The following is a 13118-nucleotide window of genomic DNA, read 5'->3' as shown; positions in this document are numbered from 1 at the left end:
GGGAACCGAGGTATCCGAGAGCGTCACCCGTGGAAACGGCGAAACGCCGCGCGAGCGCCATTAGGAGTAGCGGTACTCGACACCGCGCCGAACCGCTTTTGCCTCACAGGCGCCTTTGCCGAGGCCGCCTCGAGTTCCGCGGTGTTTTCGGCGCGGCGAACGTCCCCGGCTCCGATGCCCGGCTCCGATCCCGGCCGCGTCCCGTTCCCGCCGGACGGCCACGGCGTCGCGGAACGGCCCCGCCCGGGCGCCGGTACCTCGCGCGGCGGGGCCCCGGGACGCCGACGGCCGCCGGCGCCCGCTCGGGGCGGCGCCGGCCACCGGCCGGACACCCGCCGGCGCGCCCCCGGCATGCGGAGGCGCCCCGGCGGGCTCAGTACGCCAGGCGGCTGCCGTCCGGTTCGCTGGAGCTCACCGCGACCAGCGTGTTGATCACCGTGGTGATCGTGGGCAGCCACGGCGCCGCGCTGCGCGCCACCGGCGGGCGCACCCACTTGACCGCTCCGGCACCCGTGGTGGACGGCGGCAGCACCACGTACCCCCCGCTGCCGTGGTAGCGCAGCGACGTCGGCACCCACTCGTGCTGCTCGAGCAGCTCCCCCAGTTCCTCCAGCGCGTAGGGCCGGACCAGGAGGGTGAAGCGGGTCGGCGAGGCGGTGACCGGGCCCAGCCGCACCCCGGCGCGGTCGAACGCGGCCAGCGCCCGGGCCCCGGCCAGGGCCGGCAGGCTCACCGCGGCGGCCTTGGTGCCGGTGGCCAGGACGATCGGCGCACTCGGACGGTTGGTCCACCACCAGCGGACCATCCGGGGGTCGCTGGTGGCCGCCAGCAGCCCCGGGTCGTGGGGGTGGGCGCCCGGGACCGCGCAGTCCGGGCGGGGGCAGGCGCACACCGCGGGCGGCGGGGCCGCCGGGCTCTCACCCGCCTCACGGGCGGACGCCGAGAGGGCGCCGAACCTGCCGAACAGCGAGCGGACACCACCACGACGCGCCCGGCGCGGCTGGGGTTGCAGACCGGCTCCGGGCACCACCGGCCACTGCCAGTGCTCGGCGCATATGAGCGCCGCGTTCAGCAGCGCCGACCTGTTCCTGCGTCGCCTTACGAGGATCTCGCGCATCTGCGCTCGTCCTTTCCGTTAGCGCTCAAGGACCTGCACGTACACCACCGTCCACCGGGCAGCGCATCACGTCGGCCACCGAGCGTGGAACATGGCGCGGGGTGGCGCAGGGTAGCGGATGGCTGCCGTCTTCCCGCTGGGTGTTTCGCAGCCGACCACCCGGGGGATCACACGAGGTTGCCTGTTCGTCCGGTGGCGCCTGTAGAGCATGGCGCATCGAGGTGTGGGACGCGTCAGCGGCCCACCTGGTTCCGTCCAACGGATGAGGGGCTGTACTGCGACTTCCCCTCCGCACCCCTCACCATCGTACGTACCCGCGGGCCCCGATATGACGCGTAGCCGAAAACGACTGGTCAACGATGCCCAGCCGTGACCATGGATCAGACCGCCCTCCGCGCGGATCATTTTCGGCCAACTGTGGTTCGGCCCGACACCAGCCCCGCGACCAGGGCAATCCTGGACATCCCCGCAGCAGGACGTGTACAAGGGAGGTCAGGGATTGCTATAGCGGAGCACCACGACACGGGGGTTCGCGATGCTATCGAGGCATGCATGGCGGTTTGCTCCGCCGGACGTCCACCCCGCGCTCTCCGCCGTCCGCCCGGCGCCTCCTCCGGGTTCCGTTCCAGCGGACCGCGCTCGGCCATGAGCGGTGCTCCTCTCCCCGACGTGGCTGGATTCGGACCTTCTGCCCCTCACTCCGCCCCCCACACCGCCGAACAGGCCCCCGTCGCCGGCCTCCCCGCCCCGCCGCAGGGGGCCGCACCGCCCGGCGACCGCTCCCTCGCCCAGCTCACCGCGCTCCAGGACCAGCTCGCCTCCTGGCTCACCGACCTCACCGCCCTGCACGAGCTGACGGAGCGGGTGGCCAGGGCCGACTCCCTGGACACCGTGCTGCGCGAGCTGCTGGCGGCGGGCGCGGGACTGGTCGGGGCCGGCCGTGGCGTCGCCGTCCTGCGGCCCGCCGACGGGCGCGGCCCGGAGACCTCGGTCGGCCTCGGCCTGGCCCGCTGCGACCTCGGCACCCTGGAGACCGTCCCGCCGTCCGTGCCGTTCAGGGGCCGTGACGGCGGCGCGGGGCCGCCGGAGGGCGCCAGGGCCGCGCCACTGCCCGAGCTGATCCACCCCGACATCGCGGCCGACCCCGACCTGCCGCCGCGGCACCGCGAGGTCGCCGCCGGGCTCGGCATCGCGGCGAGCTATGCCCTGCCGCTCGTCACCGAGGCCACCGGCCCGCTGGGGTCGGTGGTGTGGCTGTACGACGAGCCGGCCGTCCCCAGCGAGCGGCAGCGGCATCTGGCCGCGCTGTACTGCTCGTTCGCCGCCCAACTGGTCGCCAAGCAGCTTCACCTGTTCAGGAGTCGGCGGGAGGCGCTGGCGCTGCGCGAGGCGCTGCTGCCGTCCCGGTTGCCGTGCGTGCCCGGGGTGCGGCTGGGGGTGCGGCACCGCTGCGGCGCGGACGGCGGCGGCGACTGGTACGACGCGCTGGTGCTGCCGGAAGGGGCGCTCGGCCTGTCCGTCGGCGGCGTCACCGGCACCGGCCCCGCGGCGGCCGCGGCGATGGGCCGGCTGCGCACCAGCCTGCGGGCGTACGCCGTGATGGAGGGCGAGGACCCGGTGGCGGTGCTCTCCGACCTGGAGCTGCTGCTGCACATGACCGAGCCGGCCCGCTCGGCCACCGCGCTGTTCGTGCACACCGAGCCGGCGCGGCGGCGCCTGGTGCTCGCCGGGGCGGGGCACTGCCCGCCGCTGCTGGTGGGGGAGGGCAGGACGGAGCTGGTGGAGACGTCGCTCTCCGCGCCGCTGGGGATGCTGGGCTGCTGGGAGGCGCCGAGCGCGGAGCTGTCGGTGGAGCCCGGGGAGACGCTGGTGCTGTACACGGACGGGCTGCTGCACCACAGCGGGGGCACGCTCGACCAGGCGTTCGCCCGACTGCGGGGCGCGGGGGCGCACGCCCCGCGCGCGGCCCGGGAGGACCCGGGGCTGCTGTGCGACCACCTCCTGGCGTCCTGCCTGTCCGAGGAGGCGGCGGAGCAGGCGGACAGCAGCGAGGACATCGTCATGCTCGCGGTGCGCTTCGACTAGCGCCCCGCTCCCCCCGCCGCCACCTCGACCACCCATTTGTTCGATTAATCGCCCATTCGTACGGGCTCACGTGTTCCTACGTACGATGGACCCCGCTCGGTGGGCTCCCACCACCCCCGCCCGAGCCGCCCGAGCCGACGAGGAGGCAGAACGTGACCGAGGACCACCCGGCCCAGCAGTCCGCGACCCCCGGACGCACCCCCGAGGACCAGCCGATCAAGGGCAGGAAGAACGGCCTGTACCCCGCCGTGTCCGACGAGCTCGCCACGCTGATGAAGACCGGCTGGGCCGACACCGAGCTGCGCGACCTCGCGCCGCTGGAGCAGGCGGAGCACGCGGCGAGGCGCCGGGCGGCGCTGTCCGCGCGCTTCCCCGGCGAGCGCCTGGTGATCCCCGCGGGCAACCTCAAGACCCGCTCCAACGACACCGAGTACCCCTTCCGCCCCTCCTGCGACTACGTCTACCTCACCGGCGACCAGACCCAGGACGCCGTCCTGGTCCTGGAGCCCTCGCCGTCCGGCGGCCACGAGGCGACGGCGTACCTGCTGCCCCGCTCCGACCGCGGCAACGGCGAGTTCTGGCTCGACGGGCACGGCGAGCTGTGGGTCGGCCGCAGGTACAGCCTCGCCGAGAGCGAGCGGCGCCTGGGCCTGCCCTGCCGCGACGTGCGCCGGGTCGCCGACGAGCTCAGGGCCGCGCCGCCCGCGCCGACCCGGATCGTGCGCGGCCACGACGCCGCCGTGGAGGCCGCCGTCGCCGAGGCGGCCGGCCCGGGCGCCGAGGAGCGCGACGCCGAGCTGAAGACGTTCCTCGACGAGCTGCGGCTGGTCAAGGACGAGTGGGAGGTCGCCCAGTTGGAGAAGGCGGTGGCGTCCACCGTCCGCGGCTTCCACGACGTGGTCGCGGTGCTGGACCGCGCCGAGGCCACCTCCGAGCGGTACATCGAGGGCACCTTCTTCCTGCGCGCCAGGGTCGAGGGCAACGACATCGGCTACGGCACCATCGCCGCGTCCGGCCCGCACGCCTGCACCCTGCACTGGGTCCGCAACGACGGCCCGGTCCGGCCCGGCGACCTGCTGCTGCTCGACGCCGGGGTGGAGACCGACACCCTCTACACCGCCGACGTCACCCGCACCCTGCCGGTCAGCGGCGCCTTCACGCCGGTGCAGCGCAGGATCTACGAGGCGGTGTACGACGCCCAGGAGGCGGGCATCGCCGCGGTCAAGCCCGGCGCCGCCTACCGCGACTTCCACGACGCGGCGCAGCGGGTGCTGGCCGAGCGGCTCGTGGCGTGGGGGCTGCTCGAAGGGCCCGTCGAGCGGGTGCTGGAGCTCGGCCTCCAGCGGCGCTACACGCTGCACGGCACCGGCCACATGCTGGGGCTTGACGTCCACGACTGCGCGGTGGCCCGCACCGCGACGTATGTGGACGGCACGCTGGAGCCCGGGATGGTGCTGACGGTGGAGCCGGGCCTGTACTTCCAGCCCGACGACCTGACGGTGCCGGAGGAGTACCGGGGGATCGGCGTGCGCATCGAGGACGACATCCTGGTCACCGAGGGCGGCAACCGGAACCTGTCGGCGGCGCTGCCCCGGCGGGCGGAGGACGTGGAGGAGTGGGTGGCGGGGGCCCGCGGCTGACCGGACCGCCCATCGGGACCGGCGCGCGGGCGGAGGGGCGTCCCGCCTTCGTCCGAGGAGGGCCCCGCGGGCGCGCGACGGGCCGTCAGTCCCCGCTCAGGACGCCTTCAGCAGCGCGCCGTCCCGCCACTTCAGCGCCTTGTCGAAGCTCACGGTCGCTCCCCGCGGCGCGTGGTTGCGGAACTGGACGTGGTCGGCCAGGGCCTCGATGAGGTGCATCCCCCGGCCGCTCTCGGCGGAGGACGGGGCCGGCTCCAGGCGCCGTTCGACAAGGAGCCCGGTACCGATCCGCTCGGTACCGGGCCACGTGTCCGGAAGGGAGGGGCGCGGGCTCTCCTCGGGGAAGCCCGGTCCCAGGTCGCGTACCTCGATACGGCATCTGTCGCCGTCGATCCGCGCCGTTACCTGGTATCCGTCGTCGGCGTCGGGACCTCCGCCGCCCGCGTGCTCGACCACGTTGGCACACGCCTCGGTGAGTGCGACGCCCAGTTCGTAACTGATGTCCGGGTCGACTCCGGCCGTGTCCATCGCGCCGAGGAGCAGGCGCCGGGCGAGCGGAACGCTCGCAGCCTCGCGCCGCAAGTGGAGGGTCCACCAGATGCTCATGCTCCAGCCTCCTGGCTGCGGCTCGACATACCACTACGTATTGCCGGAGGGAAGAGGGCCTAAGCCTGGAACGAGCGGCACTCCATTCATTCGGCGGAGTGGAGTGAACGGACGAACGTCCATCCGGATGCGCGCCGGACGGCCCACTCCGGGCGCCCCCGGCCCGCCGGGAACGGGTCCGGCCCCGCCCGGCGCGCGACGGCGCCCGGAATGAGATGATGGCGCGGCCATGCCCAGCCACCCCCGTGCCGCAGTGGACCTGCGAGCGGCCAGAGCGGCGATGTTCGCCCTGGCCTGCGTCGCGCTGTCCGCGGCCGGGCACGGCGCGGCCTCCGGGCAGGCCGTGCCGCTGTGGTCGCTGGGCGCCGCCTGGCTCGGCGTCTTCGCCGTCGCCATGGCCCTGGCCGGGCGCGAACGCTCCCAGGCGGGCATCACCACCTGCCTGCTGGCCGGCCAGCTCGCCCTGCACACGCTGTTCACCCTGGACCGGCCCCGGATGCCCGCGGCGCACCGGCACGCCCCGTCCGACCTGGAACTCGTCGCCGGGCGGCTGCTGTGCGGGCTGCCCGCCGACGCCGCCGGGCACCGCACGCTGCCGCACGGCGCGGACGCCGCCGGGATCGTGCGGCACGCCGGGCTCGACCCGTCCGCCTACAGCGACGCCCCCGCCGCCAACGCCGACTGGTGCGCGAACCTGTCGTCGGCCAGCCCGATGCTGATCGGCCACCTGCTCGCCGCGCTGGCCGCGGGCTGGTTCCTGCGGCGGGGCGAGGCGGCGCTGTGGCGCCTGGTGCGGCTGACCGCGCGGGTCGCCGAGGTCTCCGCGTTCCCGCTGCACACCGCGCTGGCGCTGCTGCGGGCCCTGCTGCGCGGCCTGGACGGCGCCCCGGCCGCCGGATCCCTCGCGCCGACGCGCGGCGAGCAGCCCGCGGAGGCGTCCGTACTCCTCCAGCACTGTGTCGTCCGGCGGGGTCCGCCGGAGTTCGCCCTGGCGGCCTAGGCACACCCGTGCCCGGGCTCGGCCACACGAGCGCACTCCCGTCACGACACCCGTCGGCACGCCCGGCCACGCCGCTTCCGCGTGCCCGCTCCGGATGGAGTCTTGTCAGCATGAAGTCACGCAAGCACCTTTCGCCCGTTTCGCTGCTTTCGCCGAGGGTCGCCGCCGTCGGCGCCCTCGCCGGAACCGCCGTCCTGCTGCTCGCCGGACCGGCCGCCGCGCATGTGACCGTCCAGCCCGAGGAGGTCGAGCAGGGCGGCTACAGCAAGATCGTCTTCAAGGTCCCCAACGAGCGCGACAACGCGGGCACCACCAAGATCGAGGTCAGCCTGCCCGCCGACCACCCGCTGGCGTCGGTGTCCACCCAGCCCGTGCCCGGCTGGAAGGCGGAGGTCACCCGGAGCAAGCTGGCCAAGCCGCTTGAGGTGCACGGCGAGCAGGTCACCGAGGCCGTCACCAAGATCACCTGGTCCGGCGGGACGATCAAGCCGGGCGAGTTCCAGGAGTTCCCCGTCTCCGTCGGCCCGCTGCCGGAGGACACCGACCGGCTGGTGTTCAAGGCGTTGCAGACCTACCAGGGCGGCGAGGTCGTCCGCTGGATCGAGGAGCCCAAGGAGGGCGAGGCGGAGCCGGACACCCCGGCCCCGGTCCTGAAGCTGGTCAAGGGCGAGGACGACGGGCACGGCGACGCCGCCGAGCCGACCGACTCCGCGGCCGAGGAGGCGTCCGACGGCGCCGAGGACAACGGCGGCAGCGAGCAGGCCGCCGACTCCGGGTCCGACTCCGACTCCAGCGACGGCACCGCGCGCGCCCTGGGCATCACCGGCATCGTCGTCGGCGTCGTCGGCGCCGGGATCGGCGTCTACGGCATGCGCCGCCGCCCCGGCGGCAGCCCGTCGGCCTGACCGGTCCCGCCCCGCGGGCCACGCCGCCCCGGCCGCCGCCTCCCGCGCGGCCGGGGCACCGCGGCCCGCACCGGCCGGGCCCGGACACCGCGCCCGGCCGGCCCCTCTTCTCGATCGAGCACCTCACAAGGGACGTTCCATGCCCTCCAGCACCCTCACCCGTCTCGCTGCCGCGGCCGCGGCGGGGGCCCTCGCCCTCACCCTCGCCGCGTGCGGCTCGGACGGCGGCTCGGACAGCGCGTCCGGCTCCGCCGCCGACGTCTCCGTGGACAAGCCGAAGACCCCCTACAAGGGCACCCCCTTGGAGAAGGGCTTCAGCAAGCCCGACGTCACCCTCACCGCCACCGACGGCAAGCCGTTCGACCTGCGCGAGCGCACCAAGGGCCGGGTCACCCTGCTGTACTTCGGCTACACCCACTGCCCCGACGTGTGCCCCACCACCATGAGCGACATCGCCCTCGCCAAGCAGGAGCTGCCCGCGGCGGACCGCGAGAAGATCGACGTCGTCATGGTCACCACCGACCCGGAGCGCGACACCCCCAAGAGCCTGCGCGCCTGGCTGGACGCCATGGACAAGTCGTTCATCGGCCTCACCGGCTCCTACGAGGACATCGCCGCCGCCGGCCGGACCGTCGGCGTGGACGTGCCCAAGGCCGTGAAGGAGAAGGACGGCAGCATCACCGTCGAGCACGGCGCCCAGGTGCTCGCCTACTCCGCCGCCGACGATCGCGCCCACCTGCTGTACACCGCGGGCACCGAGACCAGCGCGTTCGCCCACGACCTGCCGCTGCTGCTGAAGGGCGTCAAGCCGTGAGGCGCGCGGCGCCCGCGGTCTGCCTCGCCTCGTCCGCCCTCGCCCTGACGCTGTCCGCGGCCGCCCTCACCGGCTGCTCCTCGGCGTCCGGCTCCGAGGGCTCCCCCCGCCTCGACGTCGTGCACGCCTACATCCCCCAGCCCGCCTCACCGCGCGTCGCCGCCGGGTACCTGACCGTCCGCAACGACGGCGGGGCCGCGGACCGGCTGGTGCGGGTCACCAGCGACGTCACCGGCGACGTCACCATGCACCGCACCTCGGGCCAGAGCATGCGCGAGGTGAACGGGTTCGACGTGCCCGCGGACGGGCGCCTCACCCTCGACCGCGCCGGCAGCCATCTGATGCTGGAGGGGCTGCGCGAGCCGCTGGCAGTGGGGGAGAAGGTCCGCCTGGAACTGCGGTTCGCCAAGTCCGGGACCGTCGAGGTGGAGGCCCCGGTGCGGCCGCTGACCTACCGGCCGCCGTCCACGGAGGGCGACGGGGACGGCCCCGGCGGTCCGGACGGCGGGACCGGCGGCGCGGACCACGGGACGGCGGGACACGGCACCAGCCACGACGGACACGAGGAATAGGAGTCAGCGATGGCCACCGCCCTGCCCCGCCGTCTCGGTGGGCTGCTGCTCGTGCTCGGCGCGACGCTGGCCCTGCTCCTGGGCGGCGCGCACCCGGCCGCGGCGCACGCCGCGCTGACCGGCAGCGACCCGGCCGAGGACGCGGTGGTGCAGACCGCCCCGGAGCGGGTGACGCTCACCTTCAGCGAGGCCGTGCGCCTGAGCGGGGACGCGATCCAGGTGCTGGACCCCGACGCGCGCGACGTCGTGGACGGCGAGGCGGGGCACGCCCCGGGCGGCGACGCCACCGCGGAGGTGAAGCTGCACTCGGGGCTGCCCAACGGCACCTATGTGGTGGCCTGGCACGTGGTCTCGGCGGACAGCCATCCGATCAGCGGGGCGTTCAGCTTCTCCGTCGGGGCGCCCTCCGACACCGCGGTGGACCTCGACCGCCTGCCCTCCGCGGACGGCGGCTCCGCGGAACGCCCCTACGACCTGGCCCGGTACCTCGCCTACGGCGGGTTCGCCCTGCTCGTCGGCTCGGCCGCGTTCGTCCTGGTGTGCTGGCCCGAGGGCGGCGCGCGCAGGCCGACGCAGCGGCTGCTGCTGACGGGCTGGGCGACGCTGCTGCTGTCCACGCTGGCGCTCATGGCGCTGCGCGGCCCCCTGGAGGGACGCGGGGGCGGCGGCCTGGGCGCGGCGCTCGACCTGTCCGTGCTCCAGGAGACGCTGGACACCAAGCCGGGCGCGGCCCTCGCGGTGCGGCTGCTGCTGCTCGCGGGCGTCGGCGCGTACCTGGCGGTGCTCGCCGGGGAGACCGGGCGGGACCGGCACCGCGAGGTGCGGCTCGGCCTGTACGGGGCGGGGCTGCTGCTCGGGGCGGGCCTGGCCAGCACCTGGGCGGTGATGGAGCACGCGTCGGCGGGCATCCAGACCGGGATCGCCGTGCCGGTGGACGTGGTGCACCTGATGGCGATGGGCGTGTGGACGGGCGGCCTGGCCACCCTGCTGACCGCCCTGTACGCCCCGGCGGGCCGGCCGATCGGGACGGCCGCGGTGGAGCGCTTCTCCGCGCTGGCGTTCTGGTCGGTGGTGGCGCTGGTCGGCACCGGGCTGTACCAGGCGTGGCGGCAGGTCGGCTCGCTGGACGCGCTCACCTCCACCGACTTCGGCAAGCTGCTGCTGGCCAAGGTGGCGGGGGTGGCCCTGCTGCTGGGCGCCGCCTGGTACTCGCGGCGCTGGGCCCGCGGCCTGCGGTCGGCGCCCGCCCCGGCGCCGTCCGGTGCCGGATCCGGTGCCGGTGCCGGGCCGGGAGGGGGGGCCGAGGGTGACCGTGCCGAGGAGGACGCCGCGGCACGGGACGGCGGCGAGGAGCCGGGCCGGGAGGCCGCCAGGGCGGCCCGCAGCGGCAACCCGGCGCGCGCCGCCGAACTCGCCAGGCAGCGCGCCGCCGTGGCCGCCGCCCGCGCCAAGCGGGAGCGCGACGCCGACCAGGGCCGCCTGCGCCTGCGCCGCTCGGTGCTGGTGGAGGTCTGCGTCGCGGTCGTGGTGCTCACCATCACCACCTTCCTGACCACCACCGAGCCCGGACGCACCGCGGAGGCCGCCCCGGCCGGAGGCGCCTCCGGGCAGGCCGCGGCGGGACCCGTCACCGTGGAGCTGCCGTACGACACCGGCGGCGCCGGCGGGAAGGGCACCGCCGAGATCACGCTCGACCCCGCGCGCAGCGGCACCACGAACGAGCTGCACGCCAGGCTCCTCGACCCGGCGGGCAAGCCGGTGGACGCCCCGGAGCTGCGGGTGTCGCTCTCCCTCCCGGCGAAGGACCTGGGCCCGCTGAAGGTGAACGTGCAGCGCCTGAGCGACGGGCACTGGATCGCCGACGGGGTGCGGCTGCCCCTGGCCGGCGAGTGGGAGGTCGCCGTGACCGTGCGCACCTCCGACATCGACCAGGTCACCGAGAAGAAGACGATCGAGATCGGCTGAGGCCGACGCCGACGCCGACGCCGAGGAAGCAAGCTGTGGCTGTGGAGAAGACTGTGCACAAGCCGACGCGCGAGAGCGCGCCCGCGGCGGACGCGGACACCGCGGGCGCCGGCAACGGGGGCGCGCCCGCGGGCGTGCCCCGCCGCGCCCTGCTCGGCGCGGCGGGCGCGGCCGGCGCCGCAGGCCTCGTCGCCGGCGCCGCCGCCGGGGCCGGCGGGTACGCGCTGGCCGCCGACCGGCCGGTGGAGCTGACCGCCGTGGGCGCCGCCGCGGTGCCCTTCCACGGCCGCCACCAGGCCGGCATCAGCACCCCGCTCCAGGCCCGCGGCCACCTGGTCGCCTTCGACCTGGCGGCGGGCGCGGGCCGGAAGGAGGTGGCCGCGCTGATGCGGCGCTGGTCGGACGCGGCGGCCGCGATGACCCAGGGGCGCCCGCCCCGGGACGACGACCAGGTCGCGCTGGACGCGGGCCCGTCGTCGCTGACCGTCACCTTCGGGTTCGGGGCGTCCTTCTTCGACCGCGCCGGACTGCGCGACCGCAGGCCGGAGGCGCTGGTGGACCTGCCCGCGTTCTCGGCCGACGCCCTGGACCCGCGGCGCGGCGACGGCGACCTGTTCGCGCAGATCGGCTCCGACGACGCGCTGGTGGCGTTCCACGCGCTGCGGGTGCTCCAGCGCCTGGCGGCGGGCACCGCGAAAGTCCGCTGGCAGATGAACGGGTTCAACCGCACGCCCGGCGCCACCGCGCGCCCCATGAGCGCCCGGAACCTGATGGGCCAGGTGGACGGCACCAACAACCCCAAGCCGCGGGACGCGGACTTCGAGTCCGTGGTGTTCGTCCCCGAGGGCGGTGACCCGGCGTGGATGGCGGGCGGCTCGTACGCCGTGGTGCGCCGGATCAGGATGCTGCTCGACTCCTGGGACCACCTGTCCCTCGAGCAGCAGGAGAAGGTGATCGGACGGCGCAAGAAGGACGGCGCCCCGCTGTCCGGCGGTACCGAGACCACCCCCGTGGACCTGGGCAAGCAGAACCCGGACGGCTCGCTGGCCATCGCCGGCGACGCCCATGTGCGGGTGGCGGCGCCCGAGTCCAACGGCGGGGCGGCGATGCTGCGCCGCTCGTTCTCCTTCCACGACGGCTACGACGCCAAGGGCGAGCCGGACGCGGGGCTGTTGTTCGTCGCCTGGCAGGCCGACCCGCGCAGGGGGTTCCTGCCGGTGCAGCGCAAACTGGACCGCGGGGACGGCCTGTCCCGGTTCCTCCGGCACGAGGCGAGCGCGCTGTTCGCCGTGCCCGGCGGCTGCGAGCCCGGCGGGTACGTGGGGCAGCGGCTGCTGGAGGGCTGAGCGCGGGAGCCGCGGGACGGGGCGCGGCGGGCGCCGGCAGTCGCTATCGTGGCAGGGCCGCACAACGATCGGGAGCCGACGAGGATGTCGTCCAGCAACTACACCTATCTCGGCCCGGAGGGCACCTTCACCGAGGCCGCGCTGCGCACGCTGCCCGAGGCCGCCACCCGGGTGCTGGTGCCGGTGATCTCCGTGCCCGCGGCGCTGGACGCGGTGCGGCGCGGGGAGGCGGGCGCCGCCATGGTGCCGCTGGAGAACTCCGTCGAGGGCGCGGTGCTGGTCACCGTCGACGAACTGGCCACCGGTGAGCCGCTGACGATCGTCCGTGAGGTGTTCCTGCCGATCTCGTTCGCCCTGCTGGTGCGGCCGGGCACCGGGCTCGCCGACATCAAGACCGTCACAGCCCACCCGCACGCCCAGCCCCAGGTCCGCAGGTGGCTGGCCGCGCATCTGCCGGACGCGGCGTGGGAGTCGTCGGCGTCCAACGCGGACGGGGCGCGGCAGGTGCAGGAGGGCCGGTTCGACGCCGCGTTCGCCGGGGAGTTCGCGGCGGAGCGCTACGGCCTGGTGCCCCTGGAGACCGGCATCCACGACGCCCCGAACGCCATCACGCGGTTCGTGCTGGTGGCGCGGCCGGCCCGGGTGCCCGCGCCGACGGGGGCGGACCGGACCTCGCTGGTCTTCCAGTTGCCCGACGACCACCCGGGCGCGCTGCTCGAGCTGCTCCAGGAGTTCGCGGTGCGCGGGGTGAACCTCACCCGCATCGAGTCGCGGCCCACCGGCGAGGGGCTCGGCAAGTACTTCTTCTCCATCGACTGCGAGGGTCACATCGCCGAGGCCCGGGTCGGAGAGGCGCTGAAGGGCCTGCGGCGGATCTGCCCGGACGTGCGCTTCCTCGGCTCCTACCCGAGAGCGGACCAGGTGCCGACCCGGCCGCGCCCCGGCACCGCGGACGACGACTTCGCGCGGGCCTCGGACTGGCTGGCGCGGTGCCTGGACGGCCGCCTCTGAGGGGTGCCGGCTCCGCCCGCCCCCGCCCCGTGCACAGCGGACCGCCGCGGCGCCGTC

General features: G+C 75.4%; 11 protein-coding genes. 9 read left to right on the top strand and 2 right to left on the bottom strand.

Annotated elements, in window-relative coordinates:
• Positions 1 to 373: 373 nt before the first annotated feature.
• Entirely contained in the window at positions 374 to 1117 is a 744-nt protein-coding gene (locus ACYVO2_RS02830; RefSeq protein ID WP_461005922.1) for a bifunctional DNA primase/polymerase, read from the bottom strand.
• A gap of 645 nt (positions 1118 to 1762) precedes the next feature.
• Here ACYVO2_RS02830 and ACYVO2_RS02825 point away from each other — a divergent pair.
• Together ACYVO2_RS02825 and ACYVO2_RS02820 are read left to right on the top strand one after the other, a co-directional pair.
• Complete coding sequence (locus tag ACYVO2_RS02825; protein WP_461005921.1) at positions 1763 to 3202, top strand: PP2C family protein-serine/threonine phosphatase; 1440 nt, start codon at positions 1763 to 1765, stop codon at positions 3200 to 3202.
• A 152-nt stretch (positions 3203 to 3354) separates the two neighbouring features.
• Complete coding sequence (locus ACYVO2_RS02820) at positions 3355 to 4842, top strand: aminopeptidase P family protein (protein WP_461005920.1); 1488 nt, start codon at positions 3355 to 3357, stop codon at positions 4840 to 4842.
• Positions 4843 to 4938: 96 nt separating this feature from the next.
• Here ACYVO2_RS02820 and ACYVO2_RS02815 read toward each other — a convergent pair whose 3' ends face one another.
• On the bottom strand, positions 4939 to 5448 hold the full coding sequence (locus tag ACYVO2_RS02815; RefSeq protein WP_461005919.1) for an ATP-binding protein: 510 nt from the start codon (positions 5446 to 5448) through the stop codon (positions 4939 to 4941).
• Positions 5449 to 5677: 229 nt separating this feature from the next.
• Here ACYVO2_RS02815 and ACYVO2_RS02810 point away from each other — a divergent pair, with 229 nt between their 5' ends.
• The 7 genes from ACYVO2_RS02810 (at position 5678) to pheA (ending at position 13061) form a co-directional block, all read left to right on the top strand.
• The gene (locus ACYVO2_RS02810) at positions 5678 to 6448 is read left to right on the top strand and encodes a hypothetical protein (protein ID WP_461005918.1); all 771 of its coding nucleotides are present in this window, start codon (positions 5678 to 5680) and stop codon (positions 6446 to 6448) included.
• 110 nt (positions 6449 to 6558) lie between these two features.
• Complete coding sequence (locus ACYVO2_RS02805; protein WP_461005917.1) at positions 6559 to 7353, top strand: YcnI family copper-binding membrane protein; 795 nt, start codon at positions 6559 to 6561, stop codon at positions 7351 to 7353.
• Between the two features lie 139 nt (positions 7354 to 7492).
• A complete protein-coding gene (locus ACYVO2_RS02800) occupies positions 7493 to 8167 on the top strand; it encodes an SCO family protein (RefSeq protein ID WP_461005916.1) in 675 nt (224 codons plus the stop codon).
• On the top strand, positions 8164 to 8739 hold the full coding sequence (locus ACYVO2_RS02795) for a copper chaperone PCu(A)C (protein ID WP_461005915.1): 576 nt from the start codon (positions 8164 to 8166) through the stop codon (positions 8737 to 8739). The genes ACYVO2_RS02800 and ACYVO2_RS02795 overlap by 4 nt, the downstream gene beginning before the upstream one ends.
• 9 nt (positions 8740 to 8748) lie before the next feature.
• Entirely contained in the window at positions 8749 to 10704 is a 1956-nt protein-coding gene (locus tag ACYVO2_RS02790; protein ID WP_461005914.1) for a copper resistance CopC/CopD family protein, read from the top strand.
• A 41-nt stretch (positions 10705 to 10745) separates the two neighbouring features.
• The gene (gene efeB, locus ACYVO2_RS02785; RefSeq protein ID WP_461005913.1) at positions 10746 to 12050 is read left to right on the top strand and encodes an iron uptake transporter deferrochelatase/peroxidase subunit; all 1305 of its coding nucleotides are present in this window, start codon (positions 10746 to 10748) and stop codon (positions 12048 to 12050) included.
• An 84-nt stretch (positions 12051 to 12134) separates the two neighbouring features.
• Positions 12135 to 13061, top strand: a complete 927-nt coding sequence (gene pheA, locus ACYVO2_RS02780; RefSeq protein ID WP_461005912.1) for a prephenate dehydratase — start codon at positions 12135 to 12137, stop codon at positions 13059 to 13061.
• Positions 13062 to 13118: the final 57 nt, after the last annotated feature.

The organism is Streptomyces capparidis, from assembly GCF_054782095.1.
This window is presented reverse-complemented; position numbering and strand designations above follow the sequence as displayed.

Excerpts from the sequence above, each read along its gene's own strand:
- ACYVO2_RS02830 (WP_461005922.1), bottom strand. The coding sequence starts at position 1,117 with ATGCGCGAGATCCTCGTAAGGCGACGCAGGAACAGGTCGGCGCTGCTG.
- ACYVO2_RS02825 (WP_461005921.1), top strand. The coding sequence starts at position 1,763 with ATGAGCGGTGCTCCTCTCCCCGACGTGGCTGGATTCGGACCTTCTGCC.
- ACYVO2_RS02815 (WP_461005919.1), bottom strand. The coding sequence starts at position 5,448 with ATGAGCATCTGGTGGACCCTCCACTTGCGGCGCGAGGCTGCGAGCGTT.
- ACYVO2_RS02810 (WP_461005918.1), top strand. The coding sequence starts at position 5,678 with ATGCCCAGCCACCCCCGTGCCGCAGTGGACCTGCGAGCGGCCAGAGCG.
- ACYVO2_RS02805 (WP_461005917.1), top strand. The coding sequence starts at position 6,559 with ATGAAGTCACGCAAGCACCTTTCGCCCGTTTCGCTGCTTTCGCCGAGG.
- ACYVO2_RS02800 (WP_461005916.1), top strand. The coding sequence starts at position 7,493 with ATGCCCTCCAGCACCCTCACCCGTCTCGCTGCCGCGGCCGCGGCGGGG.
- ACYVO2_RS02790 (WP_461005914.1), top strand. The coding sequence starts at position 8,749 with ATGGCCACCGCCCTGCCCCGCCGTCTCGGTGGGCTGCTGCTCGTGCTC.
- pheA (WP_461005912.1), top strand. The coding sequence starts at position 12,135 with ATGTCGTCCAGCAACTACACCTATCTCGGCCCGGAGGGCACCTTCACC.